Raw genomic sequence first — 18975 nt, 5'->3', positions numbered from 1 at the left:
CCGCGTCTCTCGTCTCGATCCGCGTCCTCAGTGGCTCGCCGGCGACAGTGCCCGGCCTATGTCGATCCGGGGTTTCACCATCAGTTTGGTGAACGCCATCAACACCATCTCCTCGATTGCCGGCCCCATCTCCTGCTTGAGCGCTTCGTAACTGGGGTAGCTCGGCTCCGGCGCGATGCACATCTCGAAGAAGTGCTGGCGGTTGATGTGCGGGTTGTCGATGAAGAACTGACTCAAACGGTTGTGCTTTTCCTGCTTGGCGGCGCTGGAGACGTAATTGCCGATCCGGGCGAAGAACTGCTCGACGCTGCGTAACGGCAGATGGTAGATGCACGCTTCCCACTCCCGGGCAAAATCCATGATCTCCGCCTCGGGTTCCAGGACGGCGCCATCCTGCTTGGCCATGAGCCAGTGGTAGCCCATGTGCAGCCGGTGGGACTGACGGTAGATGAACAGCGCCTTGGTGTCGGAGGCCTGCTCGCCCAGCGACCAGTACTCCGCTTCCAGTAGCTGGCCCTCGAGGTCCTGCTGGTACTCGATGCTTTCCTTGCAGATCACGTTGATCCAGGGCAACCGGAAGTAGAAACGCTTGAGGTTCTCCTCCCCCGGGAAGCGTTGGGCGAAGGCCGCGTAGAACTCCTTGATCGTGAGCCCCTTCTTGAAGGTCAGGAACTCATCGGCATCGAAGCCGTAGACGACATTGTAGCAATCCTTTTTCAGGTAGAGCTCCAGTGCCCCATTGATGTAATCGGCCTTGCGCTTCGAAAAGCCCTGCTCGTCCTCGATCTCGACGAATGCGATCTCCTTCTCCGGATAGCGATCCCGCAATTCGGCAACGCACTCCCGAAGGAAGTCGTGCTCGATATGACTCAGCACGACGAGCCGGTCGAATCCCAGTCGCAGGTGGTGCAGGAACGAAGCGAAGACGACGTCCTCCTCTCCCCTGACCATTGTGATAGCGGTGAACTCGAGTTTCATGGTGGGATTTCCTGTCATTGTTGAGAATGCTTGCCGCCATGACGACGACACGAACTGGGAATACGGTTGCCGCTCAGCGCCTTACCCACCAGAAGGCCCGGGCCTTTTCCGGGTTGCCGATATCGAGCGCCTTGCGAGCGGCGTTTTGTGCCATGAGTCGGGCAGTTGCCGGATCATCGATCAACTGCTGCATCGCCGAGCGCCAGGCCTCGGGAGTGTCCTCCACCAGCAGCCCGTCCTCGCCGTCGGAGACGATTTCCCGGTACGGCGAGCGCGCGCTGTAGAGCCCCACGCTGCCCATGGCGGCGTTGTCCAGAAACTTGATGTACGTCTTGCCGGCGTTGAACGGGGTGTCACGCATCGGCGTGAGGCTGATGTGCATGCGCTGGCGGTCGCGATAGCGCTGGAATGCCCGCCACCCCAGCGGTTTCGGCGTGCGAACGCGCTGCAGCCCGCGCAGCGAGACCGGAGAGTACCCCCCCAGCATGATCTCGAAGGTCAACGCCGCGTTGCGCTCGTGAATGTCGACCAGCGCTGGCGTGATGTTCTCGAGATCGGCCAGATGCGCCCGGGAGCCGTGAAATCCGACCCGTGGCGCCAGCATGGAGAAATGGTCATGGGTCGGCATCGGCGAGATCAGCGAAGGCGCCAGCAGCGAGACCGAGTCGTGGCGGCGACTGAAGTGTCTCGCCAAAGGCTCGCAGCATGCGATCACCTCGTCGGCGATCGCCAGCAGACGCGGCTGCAGGTGCGAGGAGACATGGGCCATCCGCCGCCGATAGGTCTCGGGCAGCTGCGGGTCGAGGGCAGCGGCCGAGATATCGTCATCGATCAGATAGCGGATGGTCGCCAGCCGATGACGGTTGTCCTCCAGCCACGAGATCCAGGCGGCGTTGAGCGAGCGGCAGACGAGAATGTGAGCGTTACGCAACTCGCCTACCAGCCAGGGCATGCACATGACCGGCAACCGCCAGTAGCTGGTGTCGATGCGCTTGACCTCGATGCCACGTGATTGCAGCCACGGCGCCACCGATTTCAGGAAGTAGATATCTTCAGTCGGGCAGGTTCCATCACTCAAAACCACCCAGCGCGGATAGCTCATGATCAGTCCCCTCGTAGGCTGGATTGGCGTTCCCCTCGCGCACTCATCGCAGCGAGAAGTCTTCGTAAGTCAGTGTCAGGTTGGGGTGGTAGGCCGGGTCGTCGAACAGGCGGTGGCGCCAGCGACGACGCATGTACTCCGCTTCCCGGGACGCCCGTAGCCGTTTGGCCTGGGTGTCGTCGGCCCCGCGGGAAACCGATTCGTGGTGATAGAGTTCGGCGAACGGTGTAAACAGATTGCGATACCCTGCCTCGCCGACCTTGAGGCAGAAATCCACGTCATTGAACGCGACCGCCAGGTTGGCCTCGTCCAGGCCGCCGACGGCCTCGAACACCGACTTGCGCACCACCAGGCATGCTGCGGTGACGGCGGAAAAGTTCTGGGCGAGATGGAGTCGACTGAAATAGCCGGGCTCGTGGCGCGAGAAGAACTTGTGGGCATGCCCCGCGACACCGCCGACACCCAGCAGGACGCCGGCGTGCTGGACCGTGCCGTTGGGATAGTAGAGCTTGGCACCGACACAGCCGATCTCCTCGCGGCAGGCCTGGCTGACCATCTCCTCCAGCCAGTCTTCGTTGATCGGCTCGACATCGTTGTTGATCAGCCCCAGCAGCTCCCCACGCGCATGGCGGGCGCCGAAGTTGTTGATGGCCGAATAGTTGAAGGGGTGCGGCCAATGAAGCACCCGAACCCGGGGATGCTCGGCGAGCTCGCCCAGAAAGTTCAGGGTTTCCGGGCAGGTCGAGCCATTGTCAAGAATCAGCACCTCGAGCCGGGGATACCGTGTCCGCTCTAGCAGCGCTTCGACGCAGGGCCGCAGTATCTCCACTCGATCCCGGGTCGGGATGAGCAGGCTCACCAGCGGCGCCGGATCGGGAAGCGGCCAGCGCACGCGATAGGTATTGGGAAAACGGCCGGGTTCGGCAGTCGCCCCCCGGACATGTCGGGACAGGTGGTCCTGAACCGCGTGGAGACCAGCCTCGCCGGTATAGCGTTTGGTCGCGGCGGCCGATGCCGTCGACCCCTGCCCGGCGTGCCAGTGGTAGAGCACGTGCGGGATTCTGACGATACGATCCGAATCGAGTCCGGCCGTGAAGCGCAGAGCCAGGTCGTGATCCTGGCTCCCCTCGTAACCCTCGCGGAAGCCCCCGACCGCCTTCACCCTCTCCGTTCGATACACCCCGAGGTGCGACAGGTAGTTCTGCCCAAGCAGCAGGTCGGGATTCCAGGCTGGCTTGAAGTGCGGGTCGAACCGTTCCCCGTGGTCATCGATCTTGTCTTCGTCGCTGTACAGCAGCTCCGCGCGGGGCCGCTGCTGCAACGCATCGACGACACGGAAGAGCGCATCGGGTACCAGCTGATCGTCATGGTCCAGAAGCGCCACATACTCACCCCGCGCCAGGGACAGCGCACTGTTGCTCGCCGCGCAGATATGCCCATTGACCGGACGGAACGTCACGTCGATACGGGAATCCTGCTCGGCGTAGCGCCGCAGCCGCTCGACGATACGGCGATCGGTGGAGGCATCGTCGGCGATGCATAGCTGCCATTGGGTATAACGCTGTGCCAGCACCGATTCGATACAGCGGTCGAGAGCTTCCGGGGTCGGATCGTAGGTTGGCAACAGAATCGAGATCGTGGGGCGATAGGCGAACGCCGCCAGCCGGCTCGAGAGCCACGCCTGCGAGGCCACCGGCTGCTGCGCCAACCACTCGGAGTAGCTCTTGCGGGGGCAGAGGCGAACGAAGGTCTCCTCGTACTGCTTGAGCGCCATCTCCCGCCAGGGCGTGTTCTGCTCCCTGGCGAGCCGCTTGAGCCGGGACAGGACATTGGCCTTGGGCGTCTCGAGCCACTGCCCATGCAGATTGGCCAGCCGCTGGGCAAGACGATCGCAGGCAAACCAGGGGGTCAACCACACCAGTCGCAGGTGGTCGATGGAGAAGCACCCCTCCGTCTCCAGCGGATCGAAACGAATTCCCCGGATGCCCGGACCGATGTAGCAGAGCCGCTTGGCGATGCGTCCCGGCTTCAAGGCGAGATAGAAGCTTTCCGCCTCGTTGAAGCCCTGTCCCGTGTCGACGTACATCCGCACCGAGCCGCTCGGCTGATCGTGACGGATCGCGACCTCCAGCATGTTCCAGCCCGGCAGGGGCATCCGGCGTCGCCAGGCGAACTGCGGGTCGTTGCCCATCGAGCGCCAGCCAAAGGAGGAACTCTCGTCGGTCCCGTCCGGCATCAGCCGCTCCAACTGGTAGAGCGGCTTCAATCGGGGGCGACAGACGAACCGGGTGGAGCGCTTCACGCCGCGCCAGAACATCCAGGATCGCACTTCCGGTACGGGGGACGAGGAGGTCTGCATCACATATCCCTCACGATTCCAGCACGGGCTGAAGCGCGGCGGTGCGATGCACGCGATGCCGCCCCAGCGACTGCTGGGTCAGCGTCACGCGGCAGTCGACGATATCGCCGTGCACGGCTTCGATCGGCAGATGAAAACCGACGTAGGCGCCACGTGGCGCGCCCCAGCGCAGCATGCCGGGCCGCAGCGCATTGGCCAGCGTCCGCCCCACCTTGCGGTCGTTGATCCAGACCTCGATCTCGACCGGACTATCGTCCGTGGCCCACCAGGCCCAACCCACCACCTTGTCGGCAACGCACTGCTGGATCGCACCGTGCACGAACGGCTGGCCCTGACGGAAAAGCGCCAGGCGTGACTCGAACAGGCGCTCGCAGTCGCGATAGAGCTGGAAATCCTCGGCGTTCAAGGCCCGCAGCGCGCTCTCGTCGGCGGGATCGATCTCGTAGACGTGATCGACGCTGGCGTGGCCCAGATTCTCGGCCATGCCCGGTATCTGCCAGCCGTACAGGTCGTTGAGGATCGCCAGCGACTCCGCGTAGCGCTCGGTCAACCCGATGAACCCCAGCGCCTCGAGGCGAGTCGCCTCGAGAAACCGGCTCTGGCGATTGATCATGTCGTGGCGTCGATAGAACGCCGAGAACGAATCCTGATAGCCGTGATGACGGACGAAGTGGTGGTACTCCGACGCCAGCCGCTGCAAGGGGTCCCGCACGAACGAGAAGCAGTGCCGCATGCCGGCCAGGTGGGCGTACTTCTCCAACTTGACGTGGCCGCCAAGCAGTTTCACGTCCTGGGCGGAGACGATCTGCCAGAGTCGCCACAAATCGCGACGTTCGTAAGCCCAGCGCACCACCATCGGCGCCGTCTCGCGCTGAGTCTCGCCGTAGTCGTGCCAGACCTTCGCTTCGCCGAGATGGGCCTTGGCCCCGAGTCGGAAGCTGGTCCCCGCCGTCTTGGGAATATGCACGAAGAAACACGGTTTACGGGGGGGCGCGGCCAGCTCCGGTGCCAGCTCGCGACAGGCATCGTCGACCCGGCTCAACAGCTCCGACGAGAAACCCAACCTCACCTCGTTCATGTCATGCTTGTGGAAGTACTCCAGGTCCCGGGAGTGCATCGGCCCCATGTTGGCCCGCCCCCGCGTCATCTTGGTATCGACGAACTCCTCCTGGGATTTGATGTTGTAGTGGTAGACCCGCATCGGGGTATCGATGACCCGCTCGGTGCGCCCGGACTTCGTCTTGCCGTCCAGGAAGGTTACCGCTTGTCCGTCGGCGCCCAGATAACGGCTGCCCGGTTTCAGCTCCGCGGTATGGGCGGTCATCGACAGCACCCGCGACGGCTTGACGATCGACTTGACGTGGCAATTGACGACCCGCTCGCTTTCGCTGGCCATGGTGAACCGCTCCAGCACGCCGCCGGGCTGCCGAAAGCGCATGCCGGACGACCCGAATATCCGCCAGTTGATCGCGACGCCACCGACATCCTCGGGCGCCAGGGTCGGCTCCAGCCAATCCAACGGTCGATCGCAATGGGGATGGACCAGGAACTCGTCGACGTCCAGGAACGCCATGTAGGTGGCTTCATGGCCATGCTGCTCGAGCACATGCTGATACCAAAGCACCTGTGCTCGCTCCTCTTGCTCCCACCGGCGTGCGGTCACCAGTCCCTGACGTTGCCACTTCGCCAGCAGCAGATCGGAGTCGTCGGTACTGCCATGGTCGGCAATGTAGAAATGCTCGAAACCAATCAGGCGGTGATAGGCGATCCACTCGGCAAGATACGGTCGCTCGTTCTTGACGATGGCGACGATGGCGTATCGGTACCGGGGTCGATTGGCAGTGCGTGAAATCATCGGCGTAAATTCCCAGTCAACTCGAGCGCCGCGACTATTTCGCGGAGCCCAGAACCGGGCCGACGTCCACTCGGTGGCGGTAAATGAACCGAGTGATGGCCCGAATCTTTCTATCGGTAATGGCTTCACCGAAGACATCAGCGGCTTCGGCAAGACTGTTGAATCGTGGCTGGCTGGCGGTACAGGCCGAGAACAGCTCATCGGCGACATCGCTGGACAGCGCCGCGTGAGCCGCGGACGCTCCCTGTTCGGACTGTGTCATGACGCGCCGCAGCGGCCCTTCCAGGCGATGGCGAAACTGGCCCGGGCTCCGCAGCGGCACGTGATAGACACAGGCCCCACTCTTCTCGACGAACGCCAGCGTTTCGGGGTCCGGCATCACCGGCACGTCCTTCTCGCCCACGAAGGCCTGGTGGTAAGCCATGTGAACCCGGGTACCGGGACGCTTGCGGAACAGCACCTTGTGCCGGCTGTTGTGCCGGGTGTCGACACAAAGGTAATCGCCCTCGAGAAACTGGCCGCTCAGGTCCCGCTCCTGGTAGTGGCGGCGTTTGGGGATCAGGTTCAACCAGGGCAGCTGGAAGCACTCCCCCACGCCTGCCGCCCCGTCGCTTCGCTGCAACCCGGCATTGAATGCGGCATAGAATTCGCCGATCGAGCCATAGGCACCCAGCGACAGAAATTCGTCGGCATCGAAGCAGTAGACGTAATTGTCCAGCTTGGGGTCGATGAACATCGACAGCGCTCGATTGACGTAAAACGCCTTTCGCCTGCCGAAATGTCCGCGACTCTCCAACTCGACGAGATCGACTTCCAGCGCGGGGAAGTCGGTCCTGAGCCTGTCGGTGCACTGACGCAGGAAGTCATGCTCCAGATAGCTGATGACGACAAGACGCTGAAATCCCAGCCGCGCGTGATGCAACAAGGAAGACCAGACGATATCGCTCTCGCCACGCACCATCGTCAGGGCGGTAAAACAGATGTTCGACATGGCGCGGGTATTCGCGCGCTGTAAATCGGTCGTCACGCATCCCCCTCGACCCCTAAGCACATCGCTGGAATGGCGCTGGCGATCGGTAGCGGATCGCCTCGGCGCCGGTAAGCTGGCTCGACTTCCGAACCTGGCGGATGCCGACAGCGTCGTGTCGACCGAGGTCCCAAGCGCCCCGGATCGCCACGATGTGGCGGAGGGCTTCGTCACTCTCCGATGAACGGGTTTCTTCCCACCTCGTTGATCAGCCGCCCCCACTTGAGTATTTCCACCTCGTCCAGCCCATCCGCGCCGTGCAGCACTGCCGGGAATCCCAGCGCAGCCCACTTGTCCATGGGGTGCAGGATATGGAAGGTCGTCAGCCCGAGGTCGCCCGGCATCTGCGCGTCCGCCACCACGTTGTCACCGATATGCAGGTGACGATCGATGCCCTCGTTGACCAGGTCCTGTTTCACCTTGACCCACATCGAACCGTTGTCCTTGCGCGCCTGCTCCTCACTGGAGACCATCAGGCGGTAAGCCGCCGCGACGCCGGCCTTGCGCAGCATCAGCCCAACCTGCTCGCGGTTGTAATAGCTGTCGGAGATCACCCACAGGATGTGGCCCTGCGCGGCGAGATGATTGAACAGCTCGACCATCTCGTCCTTGGGCTGGATCATCTCCAGGTCGAGTTCGTACTCGAGCTCCATCCACTCCTGGGCGATGTCCGGAGAGACGTCCAGTTGATCGGCCAGCTCGTCGTAGACCGCCTCGATACGGACGTCGCCCTTGAAGTTGGCGCGCTGGCGAAGCGTCGACTCCGCCTCGTTACGCAGCTTGACGAAGGCCTGGGCCGACGGAACGAAGCCCTGCTCGGCCAGCACCTTGCCCAACTTCAGCTTGGCGTAGTCCGGCACCGTGTACTCGCGACGCACGAGGGTGTCGAAGACATCGAAGCTGATGCAGGCGTGCGCCTGGATGCTGGCGATATGCTGTTCCAGGCGGCCGTGGTAACTCGCCGTGATATAGCCATTGTCGGTGGTGAACTGGCCGGTGGGCGGATAGAAGAACAGCTGGCGAAAGCCGTGGTGCTCGGCCAACGGCCCCAGTACGCGCTCGAGGGCATGCAGCATCGAGTTGTCGTTGGGCAACGGCTCCTCGGGGAAGTCCTCGTAGGTCCAGGACTGATCCAGGACGCCCTGCATTGCCTGCGGACGCGACCAGAACATGCCGCCGGCGGGATAGCTCAGGAACTCGGGGATATGCCCGAGGCCGAGCTTCTGCTGCCACTCGCGCATGAAGCCCTTGTTCATGGTCTGGTGATTGACCCATGAAGGCATCATCCAGAATGTGGTCGGGTAGTAGAGCCCCAGCGAATCGTCGGCGGCGAACGCATTCAGCAGACGGGTCACCACGGAGACGTCGCGCAGCAGGTACTCGATCAGATACTCCGCCCACTGCGTCTGTTCCTTGCCGGAGTAGAGCGACTTCTTCGAATGCAGATGGCAGAAGAGGTCGTACTCCTGCAGGGCCTGGCCATACTCCACCAGCACCGGCCCGAAGTTCCGGCCACGGTTGGGGACGATTCGCGTCTCCAGCTTGTTCACCCGCGCATGCTCGCCGAAGAGTTGCCGCGCCCGCGTCTCGAAACTGGCATCCGCCAGCGTCAGGTAGACGTCCACGGTCACCGGGAACCGCTCGATGGCCTTGGCGAAACGGTCCAGGAAATCGACGTAGAAGACATGCAGGCAGAGCGCGACCTTCAGTTTGCCGGCGGCCGGGGTCAGCGTCTTGCGGGGCGCGACGATCTCTCTGGGATACCACCGCACCGTCGCGGGCACGTGCTGTCGCCCCTCGCTTCGCCCATGCAGCAGGTAGTGTTGCAGCGGGCTCTGCTGAGCATGAAAGACGTCGATGTACATCCGGTGGTAGGTTTCGCTGTCGAATTTCGGCGACGGATTCACCGGCGCAAAGCGCGACTTGCGGACGTAGTCGTCGAACGCCTCCCGCTGGGTCGCGAAGCGCAAGCCGTAGGTGGCCTGATACCACTTGGGATCGAACAGGCCCGTATTCAGCCCGTCCATGAAGGCCTGACTCATCATTGCGGCATGACCGCCGCCTTTGTTGGCGGTGTTGCCCAGCGGGAGATCGGCGACCTCGGGCTCGGCGGATTCCGANNAGTCGGAATCCGCCGCTGTCGTCGGGGCCTCTTCGTCGACGGGGGAGAGATCGTCGTTGACCGCATCGCCTTCGGTGACGACGAAGGTCTCCGTCACGGTCACCAGGTTCTTGTCGTCGAGAACCGGTTCCTTGCGCGGCTGATCCTCGACACCGCCCTCGGGTACGACGATATTATCGTCCATCCCCACCACTTCTTCCGCCGCCAGACGCCGCTTGCGCGCCTGACTCGCGAACTGGGTCTGAAATAGCCAAGGTAGCAGCGATATCATCTTGCCCGTCGGTTTCATGTGTCCCCCGCCTCTCATTTATATTGCGAACATTTGCATCGGATTGACGATGCCATTGCCGGTAATATCATCGTCGACACTGAAAAGGTGCCAGACGTCGTGCGGAATACAGTTGGGTCGGGTCGCGAAAACTTCGTAAAGCGTCTGAACGTCCAACTTCGTGTAATTCACACCATGGCGCCGACACATCACGACGTGATCGATTGCCCCATCGAACACCGTCTTGAGGTCCTGGAAATGGCGCTGCGTCGCAGCCTGTCTACCGTAGAAATACTCGAACTCCCCGTTGCTTTTCTGCCGGATATCGACCATCTGGCCATGCGGAGCTGTTAGCAGACACTCGAATAACAGCGAGCGATCGAGCATGGTGCAGCCGTTTCGCCATCCCACGCCCTCGTGGAAAACGCCTTTCAACAGCGCATGATGCCGGCTGACTTCCGCATCGCCCGGCTTGGTGGCAATGAAATAGAGGCCGGTCGTGTCTCGCTCCAGGATGTGGGTCAGAATTTTCTGGATAGTCCCCGAATATCCCAGATCCAGCATCAATGGCCGTTTTTCCGGGTCCGTCAATCCGGATCTCCGCAGATAGGCGATCAGCGCCTTTCGGGTCGGAGACACCACCTTTTTCAACGCTTCGAGATGAGGGGACAGCCACTGGAAGACCAGGTCCTTGTCCTTGGGGAGCTCGCAGTTGAACCGAAGCAGTTCGAATGGCAACGCCGCGAATATTTCGTGTAGCTGGAGACCGAACCGCTTGCGCATCAGATCCAGCACGCTGCCCGAGAAATCGTTGCCCAGCGCCATCGGGGTGATCGTTTCCGATCCCAGCATGGCGCGGAATAGCAACGTTCTGGAAACCCGAAGATAGATAGGGTCGTTGGCCAGCTCTATCGAGGATTCCTGCTGCAACCGGGTCAGCAGACGATGAAAGCACCATCCCTCTCGCGCCAGGCAAACCGGCAGATGGCCATCGGCCTCGGCTTCTATGGACTCGGCGTAGACGTGCAGCGCGGGACCGAGGAAGGTCGCCCCGAATTCATATAATGCTCGGCTCTTGGCTTGCATGATGGTGCCTCATCTCACATTTGATTTGTCACGTTAAGTGACATTTATCGTCTTCTTCGCGATCATCCGACACCGCCGGACTTAATGACATCGACATGCCTTGGTATGTAATCCGCCGATCGACAACCTGATCGGCCATATTTTTTGCCATCCCCACACTGACTAGGCGGGCGATTTTTCTATGATTTTCTGGCAATAACTCGCACTCGGAGACGACGCCTCATTAAAACTAAGCCGTCTCTATAGAACCGTTATTTAAATGGCAACACTGTCGCCATATGACGACGAAACAACAGATAAATGACAAGATCGTTTTATTATCGTGACGTTGTCGCTCGCTATTGCTCCGACAACCACCGTTAAGACTTTAGTCAGGGTAATCTCGACTCAGCTTCCGGTGAAGATGATTTTACTCATCGATATTCACCACCCTGCGCCCCATGATTCCACCGCCTCGGTAAAAACATGAAAAGCTTAATCACATCGGGTATTAGCCTTAATTAATATCGATATTGAGTATTTTCATGCCATGCCGGGAGCGGGCCCATCCACCTGGTGCCATCGCTCGAAGGCTTCCTTGCCCAGCGATCTCCAAGCGTCATTGGCCCACCGAGTACGGTGGGGATCGGTGTCAGGCAGTGACAGGGGATTGACTGTTCTTGCCACGCCCCACGGCGTAATAGTCGATACCGGCCGCCGACATCGTCTCCGGGTCGAACAGGTTGCGACCATCGATGACTACCGGCTGGGCCAACTGGCCCCGAATCCAATCGCCATCCAGCGTGCGGAACTCCTTCCACTCGGTGCAGATCACTAACGCGTCGGCCCGCTTGACCGCCTGGACGCGATCGGCCACCAGCACCAGGTCGTCCCGCTCGCCGTAGAGACGACGGCACTCCTTCATCGCTTCGGGATCGTAGGCCTGTACCGTCGCACCGTGGGCCCACAAGGTCTCCATCAGCTCCCGGCTCGGCGCATCGCGCATGTCATCGGTCTCGGGCTTGAACGCCAACCCCCACACCGCGATCGTCTTGCCTTGCAGCTCGCCGCCAAGGGCGTGGGAGAGTTTCTCGAACAACGTCGACTTCTGGCGCTTGTTGACCGCCTCGACCGCCTTGAGCAACTCGGCCTCGTAGCCGACCTTGCTGGCGGTTCGCGCCAGCGCCTGGACGTCCTTCGGAAAACAGGAGCCGCCGTAGCCGCAGCCGGGGTAGATGAAGTGGTAGCCGATACGCGGGTCGGAGCCGATACCTCGCCGGACATCCTCGATATCCGCTCCGAGACGTTCTGCCAGGTTGGCCATCTCATTCATGAAGCTGATCTTGGTCGCCAGCATTGCGTTGGCCGCGTACTTGGTCAGCTCGGCCGCGCGCACGCTCATCAGCATCAGCTTCTCGCGGTTGCGGTTGTAGGGGGCATAGCACTCCCGCATCAGGTCGCTCACGCGGTCGGAGTCGGTACCGACGACGATGCGCGCACCGCGTGTGAAGTCCTCGAGCGCCGATCCCTCCTTGAGAAACTCGGGGTTGGAGCAGACATCGAACGCCAGCTCGACGGCGCGTTCCTGGAGAATGCCGGCGATACGATCGCGAACCTTGTCAGCCGTGCCGACCGGCACCGTCGACTTGTCGATGACGACCTTGTAGCCGTTCATGTACTGACCAATGGTGGAAGCCACCGCCAGCACGTACTGGAGATCGGCACTACCATCCTCGTCGGGCGGGGTGCCGACGGCGATGAACTGCAGCACCCCGTGCTCGACCGCCATGCACGCGTCCGTGGTGAACCGTAGGCGCTGCCCCTCGACGTTGCGAAGGACCATCGACTCCAGGCCTGGTTCGTAGATGGGGATCTCCCCCTGAACCAGGCGTTCGATTCGGCTCTGATCGATATCGACACAGACCACGTCGTGGCCCACATCCGCCAGACAGGCGCCGGTCACCAGGCCAACATAGCCGGTGCCAAAAACGGTGATTTTCATACGAGCAATCCCCAAGAATGATCGAAGCCGCCCCCCGCGGGCAGCTCGGTTGAATCCAAATGATCTCGGCGCCCTGTCCAGCAACCCGCCGAGGTGACAGGCGCTAGGCCGGATCGGGGCGCGTAGCCGAGGCAAGAATTGGCGACAGATCGTCAGGAGTGACGATCTGGACAGCGCTGCTGCGTGAAGTGCGAACAAGGATGTCGCGAGTCGACAACGGACCGGGCTGGCTCACCGGTTTACGAGGTGTCAGTGAGCCTGTGACTCGCTCCGCTCGCGCCTCAAACCGCCCGGCGGACGTGCTGAACGAGGTTCAGCGAGCCAATGTCCAACGCCGCATCGGCATGCCCAGTACTTTCAGACGTGTCCTAGGCGAAAACGGCCGCGTCGGCCAGCGCACTACCCGCTTCGTCCTTCTCGGATGTCACCGGCCTTTCATTCACCAGCGGCCATTCGATGGCCAGTTCCGGATCGTTCCAGTGCAGGCTGTACTCGTCGCCCGGCGCGTAGTAATCCGTGCACTTGTACTGGAACTCGGCCACGTCGGTAGTGACGTAGAAGCCGTGGGCGAACCCCGGCGGAACCCATAGCATCCGTCGGTTCTCCTCGCTCAGCAGCGCGCCGACCCAGCGGCCGAAGGTGGGCGAGCTGCGGCGCAGATCGACCGCCACGTCGTACACCTCGCCCCGCGTGACCCGGACGAGCTTTCCCTGGGGCTGCTGCAACTGATAGTGGAGGCCGCGCAGGATGCCCTGACCGGACTTGCTGTGGTTGTCCTGCACGAACCGGTAGTCGCCGCAGTGTTCGACGAATTCGCTGTGTCGGAAGGTCTCGAGGAAGAATCCCCGCTCGTCGCCGAAGACCTTCGGCGTCATCAACACGACATCGGGGATGGCGAGCTTTTCGTAGTTCATGTCGTCCGTCTCTCGGGCTGCGATGGTTGTCTTCGGAAGGTCAGCGGTTGCTGCGGAGGCCGGCCACGGCAGCCTCGCCAACGGCCACGCCACGCTGGGTGTCCTCGAGACGCTTCAGCAGATATTGGCCATAGCCGGTCTTTTTCAACGCGCTGCCGCGTTCGGCCAGCGTCGCGTCGTCGATCCAGCCCTGGTTCCAGGCGATCTCTTCCAGGCAGGCGACCTTGAGACCCTGGCGGTGCTCGATCGTCTGCACGTACTGGCCCGCTTCCAGCAGGCTGTCGTGGGTGCCGGTATCCAGCCATGCGAAACCGCGTCCCAGACGCTCCACGTGCAGGTCGCCCCGCTCCAGGTAGGCGTTGTTGATACTGGTGATCTCCAGCTCGCCGCGTTCGGAGGGCTTGACCTGATGGGCGATCTCCACGACGTCGTTGTCGTAGAAATAGAGTCCGGTAACCGCATAGGGCGACTTGGGCTTGATCGGTTTCTCCTCGATCGACAGCGCCTTGCCGGAGGCATCGAATTCCACCACGCCGAACCGCTCCGGATCCTTGACCAGATAGCCGAACACCGTTGCGCCCTTCTGGACGTCCGACGCTCGCATCAGCTGCTCGGAGAAGTGTTGCCCGTGGAAGACGTTGTCTCCCAGCACCAGGCAGACCGAATCGTCGCCAATGAATGACTCGCCGATCAAAAACGCCTGGGCCAGTCCATCCGGTGACGGCTGCTCGGCATACTCGAAGCGCAGGCCGAACTGCGCGCCATCACCCAGCAGATACTGATACTGCGGCAGATCGGACGGCGTCGAGATGATCAGGATCTCGCGAATCCCGGCCAGCATCAGCACCGAGATCGGGTAGTAGATCATCGGCTTGTCGTACACCGGCAGCAGTTGCTTGGAGATGCCCTGAGTGATCGGATGCAGCCGGGTGCCGGAACCGCCGGCCAGAATGATGCCTTTACGTGCCATGGTGAAACTCCTTTTCGATCTCAAGATCGAGTCAGACATTCAAGATAACGGTATAAAAGCGGCCTCTCTCGGGACTCGCTCTTACGGGAGGACGCCTTCGCGCCTTGCAGCCTGCTATGCAGCCTCGAGCCACTCCGCCAGCGTCAGCCGTAACTGGGATTCCCAATCCGGCAGCGTGACGCCGAGCGCATGCTCGATTTTCTCCAGCGACAGTCGTGAATTGAGCGGTCGGCGGGCGGGCGTGGGGTAGCTGGCGGTGGGAATCGACGCCACTTCCTCCGGTCCCAGCCGCAGGGGCTGTCCGAGCGCGGCCGCATGCCGGAATATCGCCTGGGCGAAACCGTGCCAGCTGGTTTCGCCACGCGGCGCGAGGTGATAGATACCCGGGTCCAGACGCCCTTCGCTCTGCTGCCTCACGGCCAGCAGGGTCACGTCGGCAATCAGCCGGGCTGGCGTCGGCGCGCCGATCTGGTCGCCGACGACACTCAGGGCGTCGCGCTCCTTGGCCAGGCGCAGCATGGTCTTCATGAAATTGTTGCCGCGTGCGCTGTAGACCCAGCTGGTTCGGAAGATCAAGGCGTCCGCCCCGCTGGCCAGTACCGCGTCGTCACCGGCAAGCTTGCTCTCGCCGTAGGCCGAGAGCGGGCCTGTCTCGCTGGACTCTTGCCAGGCGGCGTCGCCGCCACCGGGATAGACGTAGTCCGAGGAGTAGTGAACGAGCCTTGCCGAGTGCGTGGCGCAGTAATCGGCCAGTTGAGCCGGCAGTTCGGCATTGAGCCGGAAGGCTTCCCCGCGCGCCGTCTCCGCCGCGTCCACCGCGGTCCATGCCGCCGCGTTGGCGATCAGCTTAGGTCGGGTCTGGTCGAGCAGGCGGGCGACCGCATCGGCATCCAGCAGGTCGAGGGAACGACGTGCCGGGGCGGCGCACTCGCCAAGCGGCGACAACGCGCGCTGCAACTCGAACCCGACCTGGCCGTTTCCGCCGAGAATCAGCGTACTCATGCGGTCACTCCCAGTCGCTCGCCCTGATAGCTGCCGTTCTGGACCCTGCGCCACCAGGTGTCGTTCTCGAGGAACCACTGCACGGTCTTTCGCATGCCGCTATCGAAGGTCTCGCGGGGGGTCCAGCCCAGTTCTCGCTGGATCTTGGAAGCGTCGATGGCGTAGCGCTGGTCATGGCCCGGCCGGTCGACCACGAAGGTGATCAGATCGCGATAGCGAACGACGCCCTCGGGCTTGTTCGGCGCAAGCTCCTCGAGCAGTTCACAGATCGTCTCGACGACCTGGAGATTCTGCTTCTCGTTGTGGCCACCGATATTGTAGGTCTCGCCGATCGCCCCTTCGCTGGCGACCTGAACCAGCGCTCGCGCGTGATCCTCGACGAACAGCCAGTCCCGGATCTGCTTGCCGTCGCCGTAGACCGGCAGCGGCTGTCCCGCCAGCGCGTTGAGAATCGTCAGCGGGATCAGCTTCTCCGGAAAATGGAACGGGCCGTAGTTGTTGGAGCAGTTGGTGACCACGGTCGGCAGGCCGAAGGTCCGGTGCCAGGCGCGGACCAGGTGATCGGAGCTGGCCTTGCTGGCCGAATAGGGCGAGCTCGGCGCGTAGGGCGTGGTTTCCATGAACAGATCGTCCACGCCATGAAGATCGCCATACACCTCGTCGGTGGAGATGTGGTGAAAGCGGAAAGCCGCGGCCTTGGCCGGGTCGCCCTCCTGCAGCCCTTTGAAGTAGCCGCGGGCCGCCTCCAGCAGCACGTACGTCCCCACGATATTGGTCTCGATGAAGTCGGCCGGTCCGTCGATGGAGCGATCCACGTGGCTCTCCGCCGCCAGATGCATGATCACGTCCGGCTGGTATTCGTTGAAGATCCTGGCCATGGCCGCGCTGTCACAGATGTCGGCGAGGCGAAACTCGTAGCGTTCGTCGCTGTCCACCCGTGCCAGCGACTCCGGATTGCCGGCATAGGTCAGTTTGTCGACATTGATGACGCGATGCGGCGTGTGCTCTATCAGTTCTCGCACCACCGCCGAGCCGATGAATCCGGCGCCACCGGTTACCAGAAATGTCTTGCTCATGGTGATTCCCCCGTCGAGCCTGTTACGCCCTGCCTGAATACGCTCGTGTCTCGCCGAGCGGGGTTCAGACAGCGCTGGGTGGATCGATCGTGCGATCCATGGTTGGTCGTTGTTTGCTTCGGACGGCATGGTCCGGGTCGCGGCGACAGCCGGCCCCGGCCATGCCGGTCCGGTCAGTCGCGGTGATCCTTCACGATCAGGATCAGCATGTTGAGGATCAGGGTGATGAACAGCGCGATGACCGCGAATACCACCGAGTTGTAGAGCCGCTCGGGCTGTTCGGGGTATTCCGGCATTGTCGGCGTCTGGAGAACGGAGACCTGCTTCAGCTTGCGCGCCGCCTCGATCCGGGTGTTCTCGAGCGCCCCCAGCGCCCCGGAATAGCTGTCCTGGGCGAACTGTGCCCGCAGCATCAGGGTCTGGTACTCCGAGGAGATGCTGTTGAGCGCGTTGCCGGACTGCCTGGCCAGGCGAGCCTGCTCCTGCGCGATCTGATCGGTCAGCGCCTTGATCTCGCTGTTGATGCGCACGATCTCCGGCGAGCGAACGCTCTGGTAGCTGGCCAGCGCACTCTTGCGCGCCTTGGCGATGGCGAGTTGACCTTCCAGGCTCGACACCACCGAACTGAGGCTCTCCACCGTACCCGTCGGCGAGACCAAGCCGTTGGCGTTCTGGTAGTCGAGCAGCGCATCCCGCGTCTGCTGGAACTTGTCTTCCAGCAACGCGACCTGCTGCTCGAGAAACCGTACCTGCTCCTCGGCCAGGCGCTGGCCCATCAGGTTCATGTGCCGCTCCCCCTCCTCCAGCAGCAGCCGGTTTATCTTGTTGGCTTCTTCGGGAGTAAAGGCTTCGACATCGACCCGCAGCACGCCGGCATAGTCGTCCAGCTCCACCGATACCCGGGAGAGGTAGTAGTCGTGCAGCTCCTCCAGCGGTGCGTTCTCGTCGCCCAGGGCGCTGAAGAAATCGGCACCGGAGTTGGCGTAGTGGTTGCGGAAATCCGCTTCCTCGATGAGCAGCTTCAGCATGTCCACGGAGCGCATGTAGTCCCGCAGCAGCAGCATGTCCGCGAGATTGCTGGTGGCGCCGCCGCTGAGCAGTGAGCTGACGCTCAGGGTCGGCGCCGCGAGCTGCGGGCTCTCGAGCACCACGTTGGCGTGGGAGACATAACGGTCACTGGCCCACAGCGCCCAGTAGAGCGACACCACCACGATCGCGATCAGGCACACGATCCAGTGGAGCGACTTGCGCAAGCGTGACTTCTTGTTGAGAGACGATGAGTTGTTCATGGCCGACCTGTCTTTTTCGTAGTCTTTGTCGTTCGTTTACGAGGCTTGGCTTTCGCCTGCGACTGGAACTGCTGAACGTAACGGCGCGCCTCGTGCATCCGCTCGCGGGACTCCTCCACGCGCCAGCGCAGCGCGTCATCGGGATCGTTTCGGGCGGGGTCATCACTGGCTATCTGGTAATCGAGGCGAGCCTGTTCGAACTCGAGATTCGCCTGCATCAACTGCTGCTTCGCCTCGGAGAGCGAGGTCGGCACCTTGGGCGGCTCGACCTTCTTGCCGTCGGTTGCCTGGTGATAGACGCCGATGGCCTCCTCGATATCGTCGAACCACTGCGCCCGGCCCTTCTCCAGCACGATGCCGGCCTCGCAGAACTCCCGCAGGACACCCTCGCCATGGGAGACCATGATCAGGCTGGCCTTGCCGACACGCGCCTTGAACGCTTCCTTGGCCTTGGCCTTGAACGCGCGATCGCCGACGGCGGTCGCCTCGTCCGACAGGTAGACGTCGAAGTCGAACGCCAGCGAAAGCCCGAACGCCAGCCGCGAGCGCATCCCCGACGAGTAGGTCTTGACCGGCTCGTCGAAGGCGTTGCCGATCTCGGCGAAGGCCTCGACCTCCCGAACCACGCGCTCGATCTCCTCCTCGGCGCCATGGATCCGGGCCACGAACTTGACGTTCTGACGGCCGGTCATCGAGCCCTGGAAGCCTCCCGCCAGGCCGATCGGCCAGGAGACCCGGCTGTTGCGGACGATATCGCCGCGGTCGGGGGAGTCCATGCCACCGATCAGCCTCAGCAAGGTGGACTTCCCGGCGCCATTGCGCCCCAGCAGGCCGACGCTGACCCCGCTGGGGATCGTCAGGTTGATGTCCTTGAGCACCCACTGGCTGTCATGGTGGTTGTGATAGCGCTTGTAGAGATTGCGAATCTCGATCATGGGGGCCGTCC

14 protein-coding genes are annotated in these 18975 nt (G+C 62.4%); all 14 read right to left on the bottom strand.

Going from position 1 to position 18975, the window contains the following annotated elements; all coding sequences use genetic code 11:
• Positions 1 to 27 precede the first annotated feature (27 nt).
• The gene (locus DOM56_RS17375; protein WP_157958272.1) at positions 28 to 978 is read right to left on the bottom strand and encodes a glycosyltransferase family 2 protein; all 951 of its coding nucleotides are present in this window, start codon (positions 976 to 978) and stop codon (positions 28 to 30) included.
• A gap of 73 nt (positions 979 to 1051) precedes the next feature.
• Complete coding sequence (locus DOM56_RS17370; protein ID WP_232822351.1) at positions 1052 to 2080, bottom strand: glycosyltransferase; 1029 nt, start codon at positions 2078 to 2080, stop codon at positions 1052 to 1054.
• 43 nt (positions 2081 to 2123) lie between these two features.
• Entirely contained in the window at positions 2124 to 4439 is a 2316-nt protein-coding gene (locus DOM56_RS17365) for a glycosyltransferase family 2 protein (protein ID WP_110710294.1), read from the bottom strand.
• Positions 4440 to 4449: 10 nt separating this feature from the next.
• Entirely contained in the window at positions 4450 to 6294 is a 1845-nt protein-coding gene (locus DOM56_RS17360) for a glycosyltransferase family 2 protein (RefSeq protein WP_198655828.1), read from the bottom strand.
• Positions 6295 to 6328: 34 nt separating this feature from the next.
• Positions 6329 to 7321, bottom strand: a complete 993-nt coding sequence (locus tag DOM56_RS19880; RefSeq protein ID WP_198655827.1) for a hypothetical protein — start codon at positions 7319 to 7321, stop codon at positions 6329 to 6331.
• A 170-nt stretch (positions 7322 to 7491) separates the two neighbouring features.
• Positions 7492 to 9732: a rhamnan synthesis F family protein gene (locus DOM56_RS17350; RefSeq protein WP_198655826.1), complete on the bottom strand. Its 2241-nt coding sequence runs from the start codon at positions 9730 to 9732 to the stop codon at positions 7492 to 7494.
• A gap of 18 nt (positions 9733 to 9750) precedes the next feature.
• Positions 9751 to 10641: a hypothetical protein gene (locus DOM56_RS17345; RefSeq protein WP_198655825.1), complete on the bottom strand. Its 891-nt coding sequence runs from the start codon at positions 10639 to 10641 to the stop codon at positions 9751 to 9753.
• 787 nt (positions 10642 to 11428) lie between these two features.
• Positions 11429 to 12778 carry a UDP-glucose/GDP-mannose dehydrogenase family protein gene (locus DOM56_RS17340; protein WP_110600291.1) on the bottom strand — a complete coding sequence of 450 codons (1350 nt, stop codon included), beginning with the start codon at positions 12776 to 12778 and terminating at the stop codon, positions 11429 to 11431.
• Positions 12779 to 13146: 368 nt separating this feature from the next.
• A complete protein-coding gene (rfbC, locus tag DOM56_RS17335; RefSeq protein WP_110710290.1) occupies positions 13147 to 13692 on the bottom strand; it encodes a dTDP-4-dehydrorhamnose 3,5-epimerase in 546 nt (181 codons plus the stop codon).
• A 40-nt stretch (positions 13693 to 13732) separates the two neighbouring features.
• On the bottom strand, positions 13733 to 14662 hold the full coding sequence (gene rfbA, locus DOM56_RS17330) for a glucose-1-phosphate thymidylyltransferase RfbA (RefSeq protein WP_110710289.1): 930 nt from the start codon (positions 14660 to 14662) through the stop codon (positions 13733 to 13735).
• A 114-nt stretch (positions 14663 to 14776) separates the two neighbouring features.
• On the bottom strand, positions 14777 to 15664 hold the full coding sequence (rfbD, locus tag DOM56_RS17325; RefSeq protein WP_110710288.1) for a dTDP-4-dehydrorhamnose reductase: 888 nt from the start codon (positions 15662 to 15664) through the stop codon (positions 14777 to 14779).
• A complete protein-coding gene (rfbB, locus tag DOM56_RS17320; RefSeq protein WP_110710287.1) occupies positions 15661 to 16740 on the bottom strand; it encodes a dTDP-glucose 4,6-dehydratase in 1080 nt (359 codons plus the stop codon). Before rfbB ends, rfbD begins: the two co-directional genes overlap by 4 nt.
• A 173-nt stretch (positions 16741 to 16913) precedes the next feature.
• A complete protein-coding gene (locus DOM56_RS17315; protein ID WP_110710286.1) occupies positions 16914 to 18029 on the bottom strand; it encodes a chain-length determining protein in 1116 nt (371 codons plus the stop codon).
• On the bottom strand, positions 18026 to 18964 hold the full coding sequence (locus DOM56_RS17310) for an ABC transporter ATP-binding protein (RefSeq protein ID WP_110710285.1): 939 nt from the start codon (positions 18962 to 18964) through the stop codon (positions 18026 to 18028). Before DOM56_RS17310 ends, DOM56_RS17315 begins: the two co-directional genes overlap by 4 nt.
• Positions 18965 to 18975 lie beyond the last annotated feature (11 nt).

The organism is Salinicola sp. CR57 (genome assembly GCF_003206585.1).
Taxonomy (GTDB): domain Bacteria; phylum Pseudomonadota; class Gammaproteobacteria; order Pseudomonadales; family Halomonadaceae; genus Salinicola; species Salinicola lusitanus.
The sequence above is the reverse complement of the archived record's forward strand: the minus strand, read 5'-3'. Positions and strand labels throughout refer to the sequence as shown.

Excerpts from the sequence above, each read along its gene's own strand:
- DOM56_RS17375 (WP_157958272.1), bottom strand. The coding sequence starts at position 978 with ATGAAACTCGAGTTCACCGCTATCACAATGGTCAGGGGAGAGGAGGAC.
- DOM56_RS17370 (WP_232822351.1), bottom strand. The coding sequence starts at position 2,080 with ATGAGCTATCCGCGCTGGGTGGTTTTGAGTGATGGAACCTGCCCGACT.
- DOM56_RS17365 (WP_110710294.1), bottom strand. The coding sequence starts at position 4,439 with ATGCAGACCTCCTCGTCCCCCGTACCGGAAGTGCGATCCTGGATGTTC.
- DOM56_RS17360 (WP_198655828.1), bottom strand. The coding sequence starts at position 6,294 with ATGATTTCACGCACTGCCAATCGACCCCGGTACCGATACGCCATCGTC.
- DOM56_RS17340 (WP_110600291.1), bottom strand. The coding sequence starts at position 12,778 with ATGAAAATCACCGTTTTTGGCACCGGCTATGTTGGCCTGGTGACCGGC.
- rfbC (WP_110710290.1), bottom strand. The coding sequence starts at position 13,692 with ATGAACTACGAAAAGCTCGCCATCCCCGATGTCGTGTTGATGACGCCG.
- rfbA (WP_110710289.1), bottom strand. The coding sequence starts at position 14,662 with ATGGCACGTAAAGGCATCATTCTGGCCGGCGGTTCCGGCACCCGGCTG.
- rfbD (WP_110710288.1), bottom strand. The coding sequence starts at position 15,664 with ATGAGTACGCTGATTCTCGGCGGAAACGGCCAGGTCGGGTTCGAGTTG.
- rfbB (WP_110710287.1), bottom strand. The coding sequence starts at position 16,740 with ATGAGCAAGACATTTCTGGTAACCGGTGGCGCCGGATTCATCGGCTCG.
- DOM56_RS17315 (WP_110710286.1), bottom strand. The coding sequence starts at position 18,029 with ATGAACAACTCATCGTCTCTCAACAAGAAGTCACGCTTGCGCAAGTCG.
- DOM56_RS17310 (WP_110710285.1), bottom strand. The coding sequence starts at position 18,964 with ATGATCGAGATTCGCAATCTCTACAAGCGCTATCACAACCACCATGAC.